The following is an 18654-nucleotide window of genomic DNA, read 5'->3' as shown; positions in this document are numbered from 1 at the left end:
CCCCAAAAAACGGCCTCCCGATTATTCGGGGGCCGTTTCTGTTTCCTGGGGTTGAACGTCTTTACCGTTTCCAACATCTTTGTCCTTCGCTGCGTCCTTATCCTTATGATTATCCCGCACCTTCTGAAGAACAAAATAAGCGCAGCCGAAATTACAGTATTCGTTAATATAATCCGTAATGCCGGAATACGCGGTATCCCGATTAGCCTTGGGATGGTTGTCCCGCAGAAAACCCTTGAGGCGGAGCTTCTCATAACCCCAATCCCCAATGATGTAATCATAGCGGTCAAGCACTTCGCTGTAACGCTGCTTAAACGCTTCAGGATCCCACGCATCCCGATAATTCTTAATCAGTTCGTAGGTTCTGCCGCCAATTTGAATCAAAGCTCCATCCTCCTTCCGGTTTACGGCGAAACAGGTGCGCCGGCTTGTTTCTTGGCCGATTGGACCTGTTCATGCGCATGATACGAGCTGCGCACGAGCGGACCGGATTCCACGTGGCTGAAGCCGCGCTTCATGCCCTCTTCCTTCAGCGCTGCAAATTGCTCAGGCTTATAATACTTCTCAACGCGCAGATGTTGCGGAGTTGGCTGCAAATATTGTCCGATCGTCAAAATATCGCAGTCCACGGCCCGCAGATCGTCCATCGCTTGCAAGATCTCATCCCACTCTTCCCCAACACCCAGCATAATGCTGGACTTCGTTGGGATCTCCGGCTGCATTTCCTTCGCTCGACGGAGCAGCTCCAAGGAGCGACGGTATTTCGCCTTCGCACGAACGCGGTCAGATAACCGTTCTACCGTTTCGATGTTATGGTTCAGAATATCCGGCTTCGCATCCATCACGATCCGTAGCGCATCCGCATCCCCCTGAAAGTCTGGGATCAGCACTTCGACGCTGCAGAACGGCAAGCGTTCCCGGATCGCTTTAATCGTCCCGGCAAAAATGCTTGCCCCGCCGTCCTTCAAATCATCCCGGGCTACGCTGGTCACGACGCAGTGGCGCAAATTCATCTGCTCTGCTGCTTCCGCCACGCGCTGTGGCTCCTGTAAATCGAGCTCCGTTGGCATCCCCGTATTCACCGCACAGAAGCGGCATGCCCGTGTACAAATATCGCCCAAAATCATAAACGTTGCCGTCCGGTTGGCCCAGCACTCATATATATTTGGACAACGCGCCTCTTCGCATACGGTATGTAAAGTTTTAGAGCGCATCATCTGCTTGATGTCTTGATAGTTGTCACCTGTCGTCAATTTGATACGAATCCAATCCGGTTTCGGTTCCTGGATTTGTTTAGCCAAAGCGCAAGACCTTCCTTCTTGTGATTTAAGCTGTAGCGCCATTTATTATATCATGAATCCGCTGGAAAAACCTACTTCGTAAATGGAATAAAAAAACAGCATTTGCCTCACTCTAAGAGGGTCACGAATCGCGTGCAAAATAAAGGCGAAGGAGGAATACTTGCCTTGAAGTCTCAACGGTTTGCCCGCGGCAAAGCGGCCTGGTGCATCGCCTGTGTGATGCTGATTACCTCATTTGGGCCGATCTTAGGCATAGGAGCTGCAGAGGCGAACGCTCCAGGAACAACAGAGAAGCAGGTAGTCAGCGTATTCCAGCAACGACGCACCTTGTACGAAGAGATGGAGTTGTTGACGAGTGTTCCCTGGTATTGGCTTGCGGCTGTGGATCAATATGAACGCACCATCACACCGCGTAAGGAACAGCAACAGCAACAGCAAGTGCAGCGCGTAACCGGTTTTCGCTTCAAGGAAGCGTTCTGGTCCGGGCCGCTCAATCCCGATCCTGAGGACCGAAATCCGGCCACCATCGAACTGTTTGGCGGCGTTGGGAAGGATGCCACCGCAGATGGCGCAGCCGACCCGACAAACGATCGGGACGCCTTGTACACCTTGGCATCTTATTTAACCAGCTTCGGCTATACAGAAGATGATTTTCGCATCGCCTTATGGCGTTACTATCAACATGATGCTGCGGTCGAACGGATTCGCCAATTCGCGAAAATGTACAAACACTGGGGCAAGCTGGACTTATCGGACAGCGCCTTTCCGCTTCCGCTGCGCAGCTCCTATACCTATCGCGACACTTGGGGAGATCGGCGCGGCTGGGGCGGTCTCCGAATCCATGAGGGAACGGATATCTTTGCCCCGATGGGCGTCACAGTACGCAGCGTTTGCTACGGGATTGTAGAAACGAAAGGGTGGAACCCCTACGGGGGGTGGCGCATCGGCATCCGGGATATCCAGAACCGTTACCACTACTATGCACATCTGCAAGGTTATGAGAAAGGAATCGAGGTCGGTCATTTCGTCGAACCTGGACAAACGATCGGCTGGGTGGGCAGCAGCGGCTACGGCCCGCCGGGAACGTCGGGGAAATTCCCGCCGCATTTGCATTACGGGATCTATCGGGATACGGGAAGCACGGAATGGGCATTTGATCCATACCCACTGCTGAAGAAATGGGAACAAGCGGAACGCTCCAAAAAAAATAAAAGGGCGACCAAATAGTCGGCGCCCTTTTATTCATGTTCCCCCGTATCGGTTGTTTCTGAGTGGGGGGATTCCTCCGTGCTCGAACCGTTGTTCCCGGCCTCTGGATTTCCAGCGGAATTGGAATTCCCCGTTCCTCCAGTTCCATCTGACAGATTTCCTTTATCCTTGGTTCGCGGCTCAGTGGGATCCTTCTCGCTGGGCAGCACCGGAAGCGCAATGTTAGGTGCATTGGCTTGGCCTTCACCCACCGGGTTACCTTTACTGTCATAGTAGTACATCGGCACATCTCCAACCACGAGCAAATAGGATACCGGGATTTCCGTTTCGACCGTCTGTGACTCCATGTCAAACGGGACGACGACGGCCAGCTCCGTTTTTACCCGAAGGTACACTTCGACAAGAATCATGTTAATCCCGGCATCTTGTTGCCGTGTATTCAGATCAACCTTTACATCCCCTTTGGGCTCGATCTTGATTGGAATACTGGGACCAAAGGAAGCCAGAATCGGACTGCCGAGAGCCTGCCCCAGCGGGATGGACTCCGATAGCCGGGCGACTTCCACCAGCGTATGCCGCACCGTTTGAATCGTTTCAGACGTTACCTTCATGTGGGCGGAGTAGTTGAGCATAAACCCGGTGATTTTCCCGTTATCGTCCATCTTCCAATCGATCAATTCTTCGACCTGTTGTTGATTAGCGACTTGCGCGGTGATGGCGTCATTAATGGATTCTGTCGCGATTTGCTTGACTCGAATTTGCGCCAGATGAATGATAGGCCCCGTCATCCGGCGTTCGACATACTGTACAAATTGCAGCAGGCCGATCACCGTGACGAGCACAAGAACGATCCATATCGTCCGTCTATGCTTTGGCCGCCTGGTTCGGCTTCGCCATCCGCGTCGTCGTCGTCGTATCCGCATGTTCTATCACCCCTGCTTCTTCTACAAAGTTATGCGGGACAGGGGCAAAAAAGAAGGACGCACGAATGGAAATGAAAAGGAACACTTTCATGGTTTTGCCCTTGATTTTTTGAGATCAATTTCGTATAGTTCTTTAGGATTAAATTTTTGTCATGAAACTTAACTTCAAAGCTGAAATGAACCATGCTATAATATTCATCATAGTGTATAAATATACAAGGGGACCTGCATCATGAACAGCTTAAAAACGCTGTACCAAGTCACCATTGAATTAAGGAAAGATCAACTGGCATCGAGAGTCATGCCATGGAAGCTGCTTGTGGAAACAAATCGTTATTACGAAATCAAACCCATCACAGGACCGGGAGCAGTCAAACGTCTGTATAAAGAGAAGCTGAATATCGCCGTTCATGAAACCAAACATTATTGCGATGGGACCCTGGCGGTTTCCGCTTTCTGTCAAGAAGAGCATATCGAGGAGATCCGCAGGTACCTGATCGAACAACTCGACTCCAAAATTAATAACTATATGAAGGACCTGGAACTAAACAAAAAAGCTCTCGGCTCCAAGCTGGCTATCAAGGGCTTTACGTAAATAAAAACCCCGAACCGGACATTCTGGTTCGGGGTTTGATTTTTTCGCGCTAGCGATAATATCGCTGCCGCATCGCCTCATACAGCAGCACCGAGGCGGCCATGGCCACGTTCAGCGATTCGGCCTGGCCGCGCATCGGAATCAGCAGCCCGTCGTCCATCAGCTCGCGGACGGTCGGGCTCAGGCCACCGCCCTCGCTGCCGAAGAGCAGCCACACGGGCTGCGTGAAATCGTAGGCGAAGCAGTTCGCCGCCGCCTGCAGGCTGGTGCCGGCCAGCCGGATACCCCGCTGCTTCGCCTGCGGCAGCACCTCTGCCAGGTCGGCATGCACGACCGGCAGGTGGAACAGCGAGCCCATGGTGGCGCGCAGCACCTTGGGCCCGTAGATGTCGGCGCAGCCAGCGCCGACGATGACCCCATCCGCCGCGACCGCATCGGCGCTGCGGATGATCGTGCCGACGTTGCCGGGATCCTGCACACCGTCGAGCACGACCACCAAGCTCCGCTCCTTCGCCAGGAGCGGAGCGACCGTCCCGCGGTCCTTGCGGACGACCGCGAACACCGGCTGCGGCGACTTCGTATCGCTGCACTTGGCGATCACGGCGGCGGACACGCCGATCCAATGGACGTCCAGCCCTGCGGATGCGGCCTCCTGCAGTTCGGCTGGGATGCCGCCCTCGATATCGTAGCAGACGCACTCCACGTCCGCCCGCGCCTCAAGTGCCTCCTGCACGAGGTGAATGCCCTCAATCAGATATTTCCCCTGCTTGTCCCGATTTTTCTTCTCAAGCAGCCCCGCCCATTCCTTGACGCGGGGATTCTGTGCAGACAAGATTTCCATGTTTTTCCATCCTTACCCTGGTTTCAAAAATGATCCGTCGCCCACGAAGCACGGCTTGTCTTATTCCTCAGCATAAGCCAGCTCCAGCTTCGTTAAATCCCCCTTCTCGCCAACGATGACGAGCACGTCCTCCTCCGTCAACGGAACCGTTGCCGCCGGGGAGATGTTCATTTTGCTGCCCCGCTTAATCGCCATCACGTTACAGCCAAACCGAGCGCGAATATCCAGCTCCTTCAGATTCTTGCCAACCATCTCCGAGCTGACGCGCATCTCCACAATGCTGTACTCATCGGACAACTCGATATAATCCAAGACGTTCGGGGAGGTTAGATGATGCGCCACCCGCAGCCCCATATCCCGTTCCGGGAAAATGACCTTATCGGCCCCAATTTTCTGCAACACTTTGCCATGCAATTCATTTTGCGCCTTCACCACAATGAGCGGCCCGCCCATGTCTTTGAGGATCAGCGTGGTTAAAATGCTGGCCTGAATATCTTCACCAATCGCTACAACAACGACGTCAAAATTTCGAATTCCCAGTGCGCGCAGCGCATCTTCATCGGTGGAATCCGCGGTTACCGCGTGCGTGACCTGATTCGCCACGGCCTGCGTATGATGTTCATCCGCATCGATCGCCAGAACGTCAAAGCCCATGCTGCTAAGTGAGGTTGCCACACTTAACCCAAAACGGCCCATACCGATCACGGCAAACTGTTTTTTAGCTGCATTTGCCATGCTCTCACCACCCATATTTTATCCATCCGATTTAGTATACCACAATCCTGGAAGGAGCATGGACGAAGACAGCCTAGATGCACTCAGAAATGCTAGCTAAGATGAACGTAAAACAAAGACAGCCCTCCAAATTGCTACATCTCGTAGGTTAAAATGGATAGTGATTAACCCAAACCATTTCAGAGCTACATAGCAAAGGAGAGCTGATACTATGCAGTCTACCACAAAATTCGTCGGTTTAGATGTATCCAAAGAAAAAATTTCGGTTGCGATTGCAGATGTGAGCGGGGAAGCTCCACGCTATTACGGAACCATTCCCCACACACCGGCAGCGTTACGCAAGCTTATCAAAGAGCTGGGAGCGGCCGAAACGCTATCGTTTTGCTACGAGGCAGGACCCACAGGTTACGAAACCTATCGCTGGATCACCTCCATGGGGGCCCACTGTGTCGTCATTGCTCCATCGCTCATTCCCAAACGCCCCGGCGACCAAGTGAAAACAGATCGACGGGATGCCGAGCAACTCGCGCGTTTGTATCGTGCAGGAGAGCTCGCTCCCGTTTACGTCCCCGAACGGGAAGATGAGGCTCTACGGGAATTGGTTCGCGCCCGTGAAGCTGCCAAGGAAGATGCCCACCGGGCTCGTCAGCGGGTCTTGAAGTTCTTGCTCCGTCACCAGATAGAGCCACCGGCCACAATCAAGCGTCGCTGGACGAAGAAGTATCGCGTCTGGCTGGGGCAACTGGTATTCCCGTACGAGCCCATGCAGGTGGCCTTCGATGAGATGCTTCATGCTTTGAATGAGATCGAGCAGCGCATGGGTCGCCTAGAAAAAGCACTGGTAGAGCAAGCGGCGACCGGCTCCAAGGCTTCGCTAATTCAAGTTCTTCAGTCCTTACGCGGGATTGGATTGCTCACAGCCATCACCCTTGCGGCTGAAATCGGAACCTTTGCGCGTTTTCGCTCCCCAGCCCAACTGATGGCGTACTTGGGACTGGTCCCTCGTGAGTATTCCACGGGCCTAAGTACTCGTCGAGGCAGCATGACCAAAGCCGGAAACGGCCGCTTGCGCCGGACTTTAGTGGAGTCCGCTTGGAGTTACCGTCATCGTCCTGCCGTGAAGGGCGATCTCGCCAAACGACTAGATGGCATGCCGGCCGACGTACAACTGTTGTCCTGGAAGGCCCAAGAAAGACTGCATTCCAAATACCGCCATCTTGTGTTTGGAAAGAACAAACACAAGAATGTGGCCGTCGGTGCGGTGGCCAGGGAACTGATTGGGTTTGTATGGGCTGTTGCCCGAACCGTGGAACAGCCCGCCGCATCCTAACAGCTTTTCGATGATGAAGGACGCAGGGGACCTTGCCCCCTGCACCCCCACACTCGCCGTGTGGCGTTCCTCATCTTCGATGAGGAATTGCAAAAGTGTTGATTTGTAACTACCCGCTTGTCAAGGAAGACGCTTGACAAGCTCACGCCTGAGCACGAGGCCCGGGAGCAAACGAAGGTTTGGGAGAGAAATTGCGTTGTCCGTTTGCACTAAGTTTCGGAAGGGACTGAACGTGCGTTTCTAGCTTGCAAAAGCTCTCCTTGACGAAGGCATAACATGTGGTAACCAACCCACGGATAGCAGCGTGCCGACCGTCGCTCGCATTTTTGCTCTCGCGCCACGTGCTCAGGCAAGGTTTAAACTGAGGGCTTGACAAAAACGTTCATAGCAACGGACACCAGAGGCGTTATTTATTAGCTTAGCCCATATCTCTGATTCTTACGGACCGAGAAGACCTTATTTCAGACCAAACCAGTGTAATCCTCGCCAAAAGAGCCCAATAAGAGCCCTGTAGTCCGTTACAACGGGAAATATCCGGGAAATGAACAAATAACGTCGTTACGGTCCGTTACATCACGAGCACGTTAAGATCACATACAGATCGCTTGCACATCGAATGCAGATCACACGTAGATCGCATGCAGATCACACGCACATCACATGCAGACCACGTCCAGATCACATTTGCACGCAGACCATGTCCAGATCACGTTCACTCCACGTTCAGACCACGGCACGAACGATTTACCTTTCCCCGTATCCGCGCATTTTCCCCGGTTCAATCGGGCAAATTAACACCGGGCAAGTCACATATTTCAAGGAGGGAAACTACGTGCCATCCATTACACTCGACCTGCGTCAAGCGATTATGCACAAAATTCATGGCAAAGACGAGCAAGGGCTGCGGGAGATGATCGAGGGATCGATCGACGCTCAGGAAGCTGCACTGCCGGGTCTTGGCGTCGTCTTCGAAACGATCTGGAAGCATATCGATACGTCCAAACAGAATGAACTGGTATCCGTGCTCAAGCAGCAAGTGGATCAGGCTAGCCTCAAACCATTGAAATAGAACTGCCCGCTACAACCCAAAAAGACCGCCCTATCCCAGGGCGGTCTTTCCTCCTCTGTCTGAAAGGCGTCGGACCTTCAAATCTTAAGGTGCGGTCTCCAGGAACTTCGCGTCCGGATTTTTCTCCATCGCCGTCCGCATTGCGTATTCATTTTCGAACAGCGCGACATAGTTGCCTTTCTTATCCTTCACCAGCGTGGAATTGATCCGGAACTTGGACGGGTCGATTTTGTCACCCACAATCCAGCGTGCGAACTGATACGGCATCCGTTGAAGTTGGACATCCACGCCGTATTCATTTTTCATTCGGTACTCGAACACTTCGAACTGCAGCTGCCCAACCACGCCGAGCAGTGTATCTTCGAACCCAACCGTGGTGAACACCTGAATGGTGCCCTCCTCAGTCAGTTGGTCGATCCCCTTCTGGTATTGCTTATGCTTCAGCGCGTTCTTGACCGTCACCTTGGCGAAAATCTCCGGCGAGAACGTCGGCAGCTCGTCAAATACGATTTCGCTGCCTTGGCTTAGCGAATCCCCAATCCGGAAAATCCCCGGGTCAAACAACCCAACAATATCCCCAGGATACGCTTCGCTGACGATATCCCGATCTTGAGCCAGGAATTGCTGCGGTTGAGACAGCTTGATCTCCTTGCCCGCCCGCACATGCTTCACGGTCATGCCGCGTTCGAACTTGCCTGAAACAATACGCAGGAAGGCGATCCGGTCGCGGTGCGCCGGGTTCATGTTCGCCTGGATTTTGAACACGTACCCCGAGAACTTCTCGTTCGTAGGTTCAACTAGACCTTCGGTACTGCGCCGCGGCGTTGGCTTAGGAGCCAGCTGCAGGAAGTTCTCCAGGAACGTCTGCACGCCAAAATTATTAACCGCACTGCCAAAAAACACTGGCGTTAATTCACCGTTGCGAACCTTCTCATAATCAAACGGGTCCCCGGCGACGTCCAACAGCTCCAGGTCCTGGCACAGCTGGTCATGGAGATATTCACCAGCGATTTCACGGATCATCGGATCCGTATACCCCTCCACCTTCTTCACCTGGATCGTGGAGTGATCATCTCCTTGGAACAGTTCCACCTGATTCTTCATCCGGTCATAGACCCCCGACAGCTCGCGGCCCATCCCAATCGGCCAGTTCATCGGCACGGAGCGAATGCCCAGCACCTGCTCGATTTCCTCCATCAATTCAAACGGGTTCCGACCTTCCCGGTCCAGCTTGTTAATGAAGGTGAAAATCGGAATGCCCCGCTTCGCACAGACCTGGAACAGCTTGATCGTCTGGGCCTCCACGCCCTTCGCCACATCGATCAACATGACGGCGCTGTCTGCTGCAGTCAGCGTCCGGTACGTATCCTCCGAGAAGTCTTGGTGGCCCGGCGTATCCAAAATGTTCACCCGATGCCCGTTATAATCAAACTGCATGACGGAAGAAGTAACGGAAATCCCCCGCTGCTTCTCGATTTCCATCCAGTCACTTGTCGCGTGTTTGCTCGCTTTGCGCGCCTTGACCGATCCGGCGAGGCGAATCGCGCCGCCGAACAGCAGCAGTTTTTCGGTCAGCGTCGTCTTCCCGGCGTCCGGGTGGGAAATGATTGCAAACGTACGCCGTTTGTCCACTTCCTGCTGCAGCACTTGGTCCAATGCTTTGCTCATGCTCACTTTCCTCTCGTCCACAAATTCACGTTCTCTATTGTAACATATTTTGTCCTTCCGTTAAGCAAAAACACCTTACGCCCTGACAGGACATGAAGGTGTTTCCAGCTAAACCTATTCTATTCGCCCATAAGCTGGATCGTTCACGGTCAACACAGCATTAGTTCGGGTTGATCCAAATGACATTGTCTTCCTCTTGGCCGTTCACCGGCCACCAGTGGAAGCCGTCTTTCGCCAGCAGCTCGTCCGCTTCCTTCGGCCCCCAAGAGCCGGCAGGATACGTACTGATGTCGGACGGATTTTGCTGCCAAGCCGCAGCAATTCGATCCACAAAGGCCCACGCCGCCGCTACTTCGTCCCAACGGGTGAAATACGTCGAATCCCCTTGAGCTGCATCGTAGATCAAGCGCTCGTAAGCTTCCGGCGAGTTGATCCCCACCAGACAGCTTTGGCAAAAGTCCATCGCGAGCGGTTGGATTTGCGATTCCGAGCCTGGCTTCTTGGCATTAATCTTAATGTAGATGCCCTCCATCGGATTAACGCGGATCACGAGCAGGTTCGGCTCCAGCGTGTGCTTTTGACCGAGATAGACATTCGTTGGCATCGCCTTAAATTCCACCACGACCTCTGTCGTTTTGACCGGAAGCCGCTTCCCGGTGCGAATATAGAACGGCACGCCGGCCCAACGGAAATTGTCAACGTACACTTTGGCCGCAAAATACGTCTCGGTATTGGAGTTCGGATCAACCTTGTCCTCCTCGCGGTAACCGGGCAGCTTCTTGCCTTTCGCTTCCCCAGCGATATATTGCCCGCGCACCACGTTCTCCTTCACTTCTTGCACCGACTCATACGGACGCAACGAGCGCAGCACCTTCACCTTCTCGTCGCGGATGTCCTCCGCATACAAGCGGCTAGGCGGCTCCATGGCGATCATCGTGAGCATTTGCAGCATATGGTTCTGCCCCATGTCACGGAGCGCACCAGCATGATCGTAATATCCGCCGCGTTCTTCCACGCCAACCGTCTCGCTGAGCGTAATTTGCACATTAGCAATGTGCTTGTTGTTCCAGAGCGGTTCGAAGAACGCATTTGCAAAGCGAATCACTTCAATGTTCTGCACCATCTCCTTGCCGAGATAGTGATCGATCCGGTAAATTTCCTCTTCTTTAAACACCTGGCTCAGCTCTTCATTCAGCTTCTGAGCAGACTGCAGATCATAGCCAAACGGCTTCTCGATTACCAACCGGTGCCAGCCGCTCGTATCTAACATGCCACCCTTCTGCAGGTTAAAAGAAACGCTGCCGAACAGCTCCGGTGCCAGTGCCAAGTAGAACAGACGATTTCCGGGAATCCCAAACCGTGCTTCCACAGACTCGGTCAGTTCTCTCAGTTCGTGATAACCGTCAACGTTATTGATGTCGAGCGATTTATAGGAGAAATGCTGCGCAAAGCGCCCCCACTGCTCCTGGTCGTCGATCTTGTACCGGCAAAATTCCTCAATTGACCGATACAGATCCTCCTTAAATTCTTCGTCCGTACGCGGACGACGGGCTACACCGATGACGGCGAAATCCTCGGCCAGTTTCCCTTCACGATACAAGGAATAGATAGCCGGGAAGAGCTTACGGCGCGCTAAATCTCCGGTAGCTCCGAAAATAAAAAATACCGCCCCTGGGGGCTGAACTGTGGGTTGTGAGAAATTGTCAGCCATAGCTCCTCATTCTTTCTATGTAAGATTGGTAATTTTTAAACTTCATTCCCGATCAATGACATCTCTTTACAAGGCATCACGGGATGTGATGCCATTTTAGCACATTCGCCAGACGGATTCCATCATCTATCTATAATGACACAGGGTCATAAATGATATACCCCGCTGGAGGCTCGACCTCTACAAATCCGGCCATGCCGTGGGCTTGATACTGGATCGGCTTGCGGCTGCCCGCGATCAGCATGTTCCGGGGTTCGTGAGGCTCCGTTGCAGGCAGCGTAAACACCCGGACATCCTCCATCACTTCTCGTAACGTGGCAGTAAGCGCGGCAATCCAAGCGTCCTCTGCCCCACGTCCAAATAGATTGAGCAGCAGGATCCCTTCCTCATCCAGTCTTGCCGCCGCCAGCTGAAAAAAACCAAGCGACGTCAAATGGCTCGGCGTTCCCTGTTCGGAGAACGCATCCACGATAATGCCGTCGAGGGATTTGGGCTTCTCTTGTTCAAGCAAAGTCCGCCCGTCCCCGATGCGCACCGAATCCCCCGTATAGTCGAAAAAGCGGCGGCTAATTTCCGCCACCAGCGGATCAATCTCCGCTATAATCACGTCGCAACCGCTCAAATGGCTGGCGATCGTTCCTGTGCCTTGACCGATGATGAACACCCGTCCGGGATCGGAAACATGGCGCTGAAGCAAATACAACATCGCCCGCGGATATTCTAGTATGATCCGTTCGGGTCGGATCATATCCATCGCGCCTTGTACCGCCTCGCTGGCGAACTGAAGGACGCGAAACGTCCCTCGCTCGCCATATAGCTCGTCCGTTTCATAGACGAAGATTTCCGAGCAGCTTTGCTGATGCAGCAACAGACGTTGCACGAATCTCCGTTCCTCCTTTTTATGATCTCTCTAATATTCTACCGTGAGCAGCGGCGTACCGATCGTAATCTCATCCATCCCGGTGCCGCTGTTGCGATGAACCGCCATCTGCAACGCCACGTGATGCTCCCCGCTGAGGATAGTGATTGGCAAGGAATCCACCCAATACGTACGGCTGGCCGTTCCTTCGTCCCCAAACGCTTCGACTTGCTTCAACTTCAATTTAGCGGATCGCTCGATTTGCGATTCCAAGCGGTCAAGCGTCGCAGCCAGCACAGAATCGCCGGAGCCTTCCCCCTCCTCTTTCACGGATGCAGGCCAGGCCATCCCCTGTATCGCTGCATTCCATCTTGGATCAACGCCTTCATCCGCCAGTGATTCCCTTGCCATCCGTTGGGCTTCCTGAAGTTGCTTCCATAGCGCTGGATCCTCACCGGCCGCTTCCAGTCGAAGCATCGCGTAATGCTTGCCCTCTTCCAGCGTGACCAAATCCAGCTCGGCGTGAATTCCTTCGATCTGACCTTGTGACTGATACACGGTTCTCCCTTGAACCATTCCCGACTCTGGACTCGACAGCCCCAGTCGGGTAGCTAATACCCCCGCCGCTTCCTCTGAGGAGAGCAGCGCGTCCCAATCCCCCTGCCATTTTACGGTGATACGAAATGGATTCGACGTTACGGCCTCTCCTATCGCAACCAGCGCGTCCAACTGCTGCTCCGCGTTTTTCAGTGGATCTAAGGCATCCGCTTCCGGCTCGGTCGTCTCGGCCATTTCGCTCGTCTCGATCGATTGGATCCGTTGCAAGCCGACCAGCAGCATCGCGCACACGAGGATCAACACCCCGATACTCCATATCTTGCGGTTTTGCATGTCACGCGCCTCCTCTGCGAATAATAACTCAATGAGTTGAATCTATCAGAAATGGGAGAAGCTTATGATCCGCTCGCCGAAAGCTACGAATCTGCAGGCTATCATGACGTTGATGCTGGCCATCGGAATCACAAACCATGTCTTCATCATACCGGCCTTGCTGCAAATCGCCAAACGGGATGCCTGGTTTTCCGTGATACTGTCCGCCGCACCATTTGCAATTGTAGTTTGGCTTACTTACTACGCTTCGTCCCGGATTGGAACCCAACCTCTCCCCGAATGGATTCGCCATCGACTGGGCCGAATTCCTGCTTTTGGATTTCGATGGGTGATGACCGCCTTCTTCTTCACTACGGCGTGGTTCAGTTTATACGATACCGTGATGTGGATGAAGCTGACGTTTCTGCCTTACACTCCGGTTTTAGCCAGCTCGTTGATCCTGATGCTACTTTGTCTCATTGGAGCACTGAAGGGCATGAAAACGATCGCGGTAACCTCCGGTATATTGCTGCCGCTTGTCGTCCTGCTCGGCTTCTATGTCGCAATCGTCAACATTGAATTTAAAGATTACAGTCTGCTGTTCCCTCTCCTGGAGCAAGGGTGGTTTCCGGTTCTCAAAGGGGTATGGTACGCCTGTGCCGGGTTATTCGAGATCTTCTTTATCTTCTTCCTCCAACCCTACCTGAAGGCTCCGTTAACCCGAATCCAGCTTATCGTGTTCAGTCTGATCCTGTTTGGTTTGACTCTAGGCCCGCTGACCGGAGCAATCGTGGAGTTTAATCCGTTTGAAGCGGCGATCCAACGTTATCCGGCGTATGAGGAATGGAAGATTGCCGGTTTCGGCAAATATATATCGCAAACCGATTTTTTCTCAATTTATCAATGGTTGTCCGGCAGCGTGATCCGCATTTCCTTTGCCCTGATCGTCATCACAGACATGTGGAAGAAGCAAAATCCTCGCTGGAAACCTACGTTGCTCGCGGTCCTCGCGTTCATCCTGATGTTACTTAGCTGTTACACCATGACCGACATCATGTTCCAACATCTGATGATTCGTTACATATTCCCGATCAACGCCTGTTTCCTGCTGTTCATGACGCTCTTCATTACTGCTGCCGCTTTATTCAGAACACGCAAGAAAGGAGGATCTACATGAATTCCAGCGACCAACCGTCCGGTCAACCAAAAGGCACGATAGACATTCCGTACCTGCTTGATTATTTCCAGACTTCTTCCGACGTCAAGCTTCGCCCGTTTGCTTCCGGAATGGGGGCAGGGTATTCGATCACTTTAATCTATTGTGAGCCGATGACGGACTTGAAACAGTTGAACGAGGTGATCTACCCCCGGCTTGCTGATTTGTGTCGGGACCAGGCCAACCTCGAGATTGACGCACTTGGACGTAATCCCTATTTACCGTTAAATCGGATCGAAGAATCGGACTTGCTGCATCATCTTACTCTTCAAGTTTACTCCGGAAGACTGGTTCTTTATTTTGAACATAACCAGACCTTCTTCAGCTGCAATATCTCGAATCCACCTGGCCGTTCCCCCGAAGAAGCCAGCACAGAATCGGCCGTCAAAGGAGCCCGTGATGGCTTTACCGAGAACTTATCGACCAACATCGGATTAATTCGAAAACGGCTGCGGACCGCTTCCCTCGGAGTCGAAGAAATTATCAAAGGGACACGGGGGGAAACGCGCATCGCGCTGTTCTATATTCGAGATGTCATCAACCCGGATATTCTCGAAGAGGCTCGAAAGCGATTGAATGATATAGACACCGATGCGATTATCGGTACCTCATATATCGAATCCATTGTCAAAGGCGCGCATAAACGAGCCTTATTCCCGCTGACTGATTACTCGGGGAGACCGGACTACGTTGCCGATGCCCTGTTGGCCGGCCGATTCGCCGTGTTGGCGGACGGGAACCCCATTGCGATCGTGGCTCCCGTAACCATGATGAATCTCTTGATTTCACCGGAAGATGCCAACAACCCTTACTACATTGTGTCCGTGCAAAAAGTGCTCAGACTCATCGGTCTCGCGATCGGACTTTTTCTCCCGGGCTTCTATGTCGCGTTAACCAGTTTTAATCTGGAGCAAATTCCCATCCCGTTGCTCGCGACCATCAGCAAATCGCGGCACGGCTTGCCGTTTCCAGTCCCGTTTGAAACCTTTATGATGTTATTTCTGTTCGAGATATTTAATGAGGCAGGCAAAAGACTCCCTCAAGCCATAGGACAAACGATTACGGTTGTCGGCGGCCTAATTATCGGAGATGCCGCGATTCGCGCCGGTATTACCTCGCCGACCATTATCGTTACTGCAGCCATCTCTATCGTTGCCAGCTCTACCTTAGAGAATCAGACCTTAAGCGGAACCACATCTCAACTTCGTATCGTGATTTTGCTGTTGTCTTCTATTTTTGGAATGTTCGGGTTTCTAATCGGCTTTATCGGTCTGATCCTTTACCTTGCCTCATTAGAGTCCTATGGGGTGCCCTATCTGTCGCCATTCTCCCCGTTCGTCAAAAAAGACTTTGCCGAGGCGGTTCTGAAGAAGCCTTCGAATTCAGTGAAGCAACGCCCCCGAATTCTGCACCCACGAGATCAAACGGCAAGGAGGGACAAACCTTGAGAGTGGTTCCCGTTTTCCTTGCGCTGGTCCTCCTGCTGACGGGCTGTTGGGATATGAAGGAGGCGCAAAATATCAATTTTATCACGGCATTAGGTATCGATTATGAGAATGACCGTTTCATCATCTATGCCCAACTGCTGGATTTTTCCGAAATCGCTAAACAAGAGGGGACGATTAAAACGGGACATGGGGAGGTTTGGATCGGAAAAAGCGAAGGGAAGACGATCGACGAGGCTTTGATCTCGCTCTATCCCGCCTCCCAGCAACGAACATCCTGGACACATGTGCGAACGATCATCTTCTCCAAAGCGCTGTTGGACAAGCATCTGCCCGAAGCTGTCAACGGCTTGATCCAAACCCGCGATCTTCGGTACACGCCTTGGGTGTTCGGCACCGACCAGAAATTACCTGACATACTAAAGAGCATCTCCCTGCTGAATGAGTCGGTGCTCAACTCAGCACTGCTGGACCCGGAAGAATTATATAAACTGTATTCTTACGTCGAGCCCCTCCGACTCATCAAACTGATAGACGGGGTGAAGGAGCCTGCAGTGACAAAGCTGTTACCCTTGGTCAGCTGGACCGAAGGCGTCTGGAAGGGGAATGGCGATCCTACTCCTCAAGTCAAGCTCGTTGGCGCATATGCCATCGCGCAAGGCCGCAACCGGGGACAAGTTGATTCGGCAATGCTTCAGGGCGCCAGATACGTGGAGTTCCAACGAATGATCAGCTTCCCGTTACCCTTATCGTTAGATGGTGGATCCCCGGTAATGATTAATATCGCTCATCGCGATCCGGACATTCAAATTGGTGATGGAAGCGATCCGATTCGAGTCAAATTGAAAGTTCGTGTTAAGGCTTATATCTCAGAATTAGCAGTAGACAGCGGAATAACCTCCGCACGCCTCCGTTCTGCAGCCGAAGAGACGATTGAACGCGAAATCAGGCGATCTTTCGACGTAGCGAAGGCGAAGCAAATCGATCTATACAATCTGGAAGAGAAGCTTTACCGCCATGATCAGGCGCGTTGGAAGAAGCTTCATGCTCAAGGAAAACCTCTAATTTCCTTCATGGAATTGGATCAAGTCCGAGTCGAGGTCAGCCTTGTCCACTCCTCCTCTCATAAAGTGTTGAAACAATAAAAACGGGTCGGCAGAGATTCACTCCGCCAACCCGTTTTTGTATGCGTAAATAGCCGCCTGCGTGCGGTCCTCGACGCCAAGCTTCGCCAATATATTGGTGACATGGAACTTCACCGTCTTAATCCCGATGATCAGCTCGTCAGCGATATCCTGATTGGATTTCCCTTGAGCCAGCAAGCGTAGAACGTCCATTTCGCGCTCGGTCAACTCTTCGTGCGCCGGTGCCTCAACCTTCGGTTGGCGGAACCGGTTCATCATCTTGGAGGCAACCTGAGACTCCAATACGGATTGACCGCGGGCCGCAGCGCGAATGGCCTCGGCGATCTCGGATGCGCGTGACGTCTTCAACAAGTAGCTGAACGCCCCGGCTTCAATCACGGGATACATCTTCTCATCATCAAGATAGCTGGTGAGCACGATGACTTTACAGTCCGGATGCAACGCAAGCAGTTGACGAGTCGTTTCGATGCCGTCCATGCCTTCCATCACCAAGTCCATCAGCACAACATCGGGCCGGTACTCCTGCGCCAGGCGAATTCCTTCCTCGCCGCTGCTGGCCTCGCCAACGACCTCGATTCCTTCTTCCGTGCCCAGCACCGCCGCCAGACCAATTCTGACCATCTCATGATCATCCACAAGCAGTACTTTAATCTCCTTGTCTTCCATCTCCATGACTGCCCTCATCCCCGCTTTCTTCATGAATTAGTGGAACGGATATCTCAATGCGCGTCCCTTTGCCGGGCGCAGTGATAAACTGAATCGATCCGCCGATCTCGTGAATGCGTTCCTGCATCGTTGACAAGCCATAGGATGCTTGCTTCTTGTCATCCAACTCGAAGCCGATCCCGTTGTCGCGCAGCGTCACCTTGACCGCCTCGCCTCGGCGGTGAATTCGTATCTCCATCTTGTCCGCCTTGGCGTGGCGCAGCGTATTGGACATCGCTTCCTGAATGATACGGAACAGATGGTTTTCAATTCCTTTGCCTAAATTCAAATCCTCGTCGATTTCCAAGGTTAAATCCATCGGCACCTTCGTCTTCAGCTCTTTAACCAAATCGCTTAAGCCCTGCGACAATTCCTTGCCTTCGAGATAGACCGGACGCAAATGCAACAGCAGCGCGCGCATTTCGGACTGTGCCACCGAAGCCATCTCCTCAATGAGCTCGACCTGGCGCTGTGCCTTATCAAAATCCTTCTCCAGCGTACGCCCCACAGCCGTAGCCGTCATCGAGATAGCGAACAGTTGCTGGGATACGGCGTCATGCAATTCCCGAGCCAGCCGCTGCCGCTCCTCCACAATCGCCGATACCCGGGCCTGCTCGGCCAACTGGGCGTTGTGCGTGGACAACCGCTGGAGCGAGGACACCTGCTCCTCCCAGCGTTTGCCGATCCGTTCTAGCTGCTCTGCCAGTCGGCCCAGTTCGTCTTCGCCAAGCTTAGGTACGCTCCCGGTCTGATTGCCCTTTTCCCATTGCAGCAAAGCTTCACGCAAACCGTCAATCTGTCGTTTGGGGCGATACCCTAGAAAGAACCCGTGAGCTGCGCCGATGATAAGAAGCAGTGAGAGCAGCATCGTGCCGGCTTTTATGGCCGTCGCCCAGGACGGTTGAGGCTGAAAATACCCATATGTATACATCACATAAATGGTGGCTGCCATCGTAATAATAGACAGGAGAATCCCTCCGCGCATGCTGCGGGAGACCATGTTGCTTGGCTTTTTCGATTTCATGCGGGACG

At 52.9% G+C, this 18654-nt stretch carries 19 protein-coding genes; 7 read left to right on the top strand and 12 right to left on the bottom strand.

All coding sequences use genetic code 11. The features are described 5' to 3' along the window. Nucleotides 1–21 precede the first annotated feature (21 nt). Both C812_RS01460 and lipA read right to left on the bottom strand, forming a co-directional pair. Entirely contained in the window at nt 22–384 is a 363-nt protein-coding gene (locus tag C812_RS01460; protein ID WP_016310912.1) for a YutD family protein, read from the bottom strand. 20 nt (nt 385–404) lie between these two features. Next, the gene (gene lipA, locus C812_RS01455) at nt 405–1343 is read right to left on the bottom strand and encodes a lipoyl synthase (RefSeq protein WP_406879087.1); all 939 of its coding nucleotides are present in this window, start codon (nt 1341–1343) and stop codon (nt 405–407) included. Between the two features lie 123 nt (nt 1344–1466). Here lipA and C812_RS01450 point away from each other — a divergent pair, with 123 nt between their 5' ends. Then, complete coding sequence (locus C812_RS01450; protein ID WP_016310910.1) at nt 1467–2528, top strand: M23 family metallopeptidase; 1062 nt, start codon at nt 1467–1469, stop codon at nt 2526–2528. 11 nt (nt 2529–2539) lie between these two features. Here C812_RS01450 and yunB read toward each other — a convergent pair whose 3' ends face one another. Next, nucleotides 2540–3433 carry a sporulation protein YunB gene (gene yunB, locus C812_RS01445; RefSeq protein WP_016310909.1) on the bottom strand — a complete coding sequence of 298 codons (894 nt, stop codon included), beginning with the start codon at nt 3431–3433 and terminating at the stop codon, nt 2540–2542. Next, entirely contained in the window at nt 3375–3524 is a 150-nt protein-coding gene (locus C812_RS22155; protein WP_016310908.1) for a hypothetical protein, read from the bottom strand. Before C812_RS22155 ends, yunB begins: the two co-directional genes overlap by 59 nt. A gap of 141 nt (nt 3525–3665) precedes the next feature. Between C812_RS22155 and C812_RS01440 the strand changes: the two genes are divergently transcribed. After that, entirely contained in the window at nt 3666–4028 is a 363-nt protein-coding gene (locus tag C812_RS01440; RefSeq protein WP_016310907.1) for a hypothetical protein, read from the top strand. 49 nt (nt 4029–4077) lie between these two features. Here C812_RS01440 and C812_RS01435 read toward each other — a convergent pair whose 3' ends face one another. Continuing rightward, entirely contained in the window at nt 4078–4869 is a 792-nt protein-coding gene (locus tag C812_RS01435; RefSeq protein WP_016310906.1) for a TrmH family RNA methyltransferase, read from the bottom strand. Between the two features lie 60 nt (nt 4870–4929). Further along, complete coding sequence (locus tag C812_RS01430) at nt 4930–5604, bottom strand: potassium channel family protein (RefSeq protein ID WP_016310905.1); 675 nt, start codon at nt 5602–5604, stop codon at nt 4930–4932. Nucleotides 5605–5815: 211 nt separating this feature from the next. On the opposite strand from C812_RS01430, the gene C812_RS01425 reads away from it, so the two are divergent. Both C812_RS01425 and sspI read left to right on the top strand, forming a co-directional pair. Continuing rightward, a complete protein-coding gene (locus C812_RS01425; protein ID WP_016310904.1) occupies nt 5816–6934 on the top strand; it encodes an IS110 family RNA-guided transposase in 1119 nt (372 codons plus the stop codon). An 832-nt stretch (nt 6935–7766) separates the two neighbouring features. Then, complete coding sequence (gene sspI / locus C812_RS22725) at nt 7767–8003, top strand: small acid-soluble spore protein SspI (RefSeq protein WP_009224726.1); 237 nt, start codon at nt 7767–7769, stop codon at nt 8001–8003. An 84-nt stretch (nt 8004–8087) separates the two neighbouring features. Here sspI and C812_RS01415 read toward each other — a convergent pair whose 3' ends face one another. The 4 genes from C812_RS01415 to C812_RS01400 all read right to left on the bottom strand — a co-directional run bounded on the left by C812_RS01415 (nt 8088) and on the right by C812_RS01400 (nt 13132). Then, nucleotides 8088–9671, bottom strand: coding sequence for a peptide chain release factor 3 (locus tag C812_RS01415; RefSeq protein WP_016310903.1), 1584 nt, complete (start codon nt 9669–9671; stop codon nt 8088–8090). 160 nt (nt 9672–9831) lie between these two features. Further along, on the bottom strand, nt 9832–11382 hold the full coding sequence (gene zwf, locus C812_RS01410; protein ID WP_016310902.1) for a glucose-6-phosphate dehydrogenase: 1551 nt from the start codon (nt 11380–11382) through the stop codon (nt 9832–9834). Between the two features lie 130 nt (nt 11383–11512). After that, nucleotides 11513–12262, bottom strand: coding sequence for a spermidine synthase (locus C812_RS01405; protein WP_016310901.1), 750 nt, complete (start codon nt 12260–12262; stop codon nt 11513–11515). A 30-nt stretch (nt 12263–12292) separates the two neighbouring features. Further along, complete coding sequence (locus C812_RS01400) at nt 12293–13132, bottom strand: YwmB family TATA-box binding protein (RefSeq protein WP_016310900.1); 840 nt, start codon at nt 13130–13132, stop codon at nt 12293–12295. A gap of 64 nt (nt 13133–13196) precedes the next feature. Here C812_RS01400 and C812_RS01395 point away from each other — a divergent pair, with 64 nt between their 5' ends. Genes C812_RS01395 through C812_RS01385 form a run of 3 tightly spaced genes read left to right on the top strand, consistent with a single transcriptional unit; the run spans nt 13197 to nt 16917 of the window. After that, on the top strand, nt 13197–14288 hold the full coding sequence (locus C812_RS01395) for an endospore germination permease (RefSeq protein ID WP_016310899.1): 1092 nt from the start codon (nt 13197–13199) through the stop codon (nt 14286–14288). Continuing rightward, nucleotides 14285–15775 (top strand): spore germination protein, encoded by a 1491-nt coding sequence (locus C812_RS01390; protein WP_016310898.1) that lies wholly within the window; start codon nt 14285–14287, stop codon nt 15773–15775. The genes C812_RS01395 and C812_RS01390 overlap by 4 nt, the downstream gene beginning before the upstream one ends. 2 nt (nt 15776–15777) lie before the next feature. Continuing rightward, nucleotides 15778–16917: a Ger(x)C family spore germination protein gene (locus C812_RS01385; RefSeq protein ID WP_244268286.1), complete on the top strand. Its 1140-nt coding sequence runs from the start codon at nt 15778–15780 to the stop codon at nt 16915–16917. Between the two features lie 18 nt (nt 16918–16935). On the opposite strand, the gene C812_RS01380 is transcribed toward C812_RS01385, so the two are convergent. Beyond that, nucleotides 16936–17589, bottom strand: coding sequence for a response regulator (locus tag C812_RS01380; protein WP_016310896.1), 654 nt, complete (start codon nt 17587–17589; stop codon nt 16936–16938). Next, nucleotides 17564–18646, bottom strand: coding sequence for a sensor histidine kinase (locus tag C812_RS01375; protein ID WP_016310895.1), 1083 nt, complete (start codon nt 18644–18646; stop codon nt 17564–17566). The genes C812_RS01380 and C812_RS01375 overlap by 26 nt, the downstream gene beginning before the upstream one ends. Nucleotides 18647–18654: the final 8 nt, after the last annotated feature.

The sequence above is a fragment of the Paenibacillus barengoltzii G22 genome (genome assembly GCF_000403375.2).
GTDB classification, from domain to species: domain Bacteria; phylum Bacillota; class Bacilli; order Paenibacillales; family Paenibacillaceae; genus Fontibacillus; species Fontibacillus barengoltzii.
The sequence above is the reverse complement of the archived record's forward strand: the minus strand, read 5'-3'. Positions and strand labels throughout refer to the sequence as shown.

Excerpts from the sequence above, each read along its gene's own strand:
- C812_RS01395 (WP_016310899.1), top strand. The coding sequence starts at position 13,197 with ATGATCCGCTCGCCGAAAGCTACGAATCTGCAGGCTATCATGACGTTG.
- zwf (WP_016310902.1), bottom strand. The coding sequence starts at position 11,382 with ATGGCTGACAATTTCTCACAACCCACAGTTCAGCCCCCAGGGGCGGTA.
- C812_RS01390 (WP_016310898.1), top strand. The coding sequence starts at position 14,285 with ATGAATTCCAGCGACCAACCGTCCGGTCAACCAAAAGGCACGATAGAC.
- C812_RS01425 (WP_016310904.1), top strand. The coding sequence starts at position 5,816 with ATGCAGTCTACCACAAAATTCGTCGGTTTAGATGTATCCAAAGAAAAA.
- C812_RS01440 (WP_016310907.1), top strand. The coding sequence starts at position 3,666 with ATGAACAGCTTAAAAACGCTGTACCAAGTCACCATTGAATTAAGGAAA.
- C812_RS01430 (WP_016310905.1), bottom strand. The coding sequence starts at position 5,604 with ATGGCAAATGCAGCTAAAAAACAGTTTGCCGTGATCGGTATGGGCCGT.
- yunB (WP_016310909.1), bottom strand. The coding sequence starts at position 3,433 with ATGCGGATACGACGACGACGACGCGGATGGCGAAGCCGAACCAGGCGG.
- C812_RS01415 (WP_016310903.1), bottom strand. The coding sequence starts at position 9,671 with ATGAGCAAAGCATTGGACCAAGTGCTGCAGCAGGAAGTGGACAAACGG.
- lipA (WP_406879087.1), bottom strand. The coding sequence starts at position 1,343 with ATGGCGCTACAGCTTAAATCACAAGAAGGAAGGTCTTGCGCTTTGGCT.
- C812_RS01400 (WP_016310900.1), bottom strand. The coding sequence starts at position 13,132 with ATGCAAAACCGCAAGATATGGAGTATCGGGGTGTTGATCCTCGTGTGC.
- C812_RS22155 (WP_016310908.1), bottom strand. The coding sequence starts at position 3,524 with ATGAAAGTGTTCCTTTTCATTTCCATTCGTGCGTCCTTCTTTTTTGCC.
- C812_RS01375 (WP_016310895.1), bottom strand. The coding sequence starts at position 18,646 with ATGAAATCGAAAAAGCCAAGCAACATGGTCTCCCGCAGCATGCGCGGA.
- C812_RS01435 (WP_016310906.1), bottom strand. The coding sequence starts at position 4,869 with ATGGAAATCTTGTCTGCACAGAATCCCCGCGTCAAGGAATGGGCGGGG.
- C812_RS01380 (WP_016310896.1), bottom strand. The coding sequence starts at position 17,589 with ATGGAGATGGAAGACAAGGAGATTAAAGTACTGCTTGTGGATGATCAT.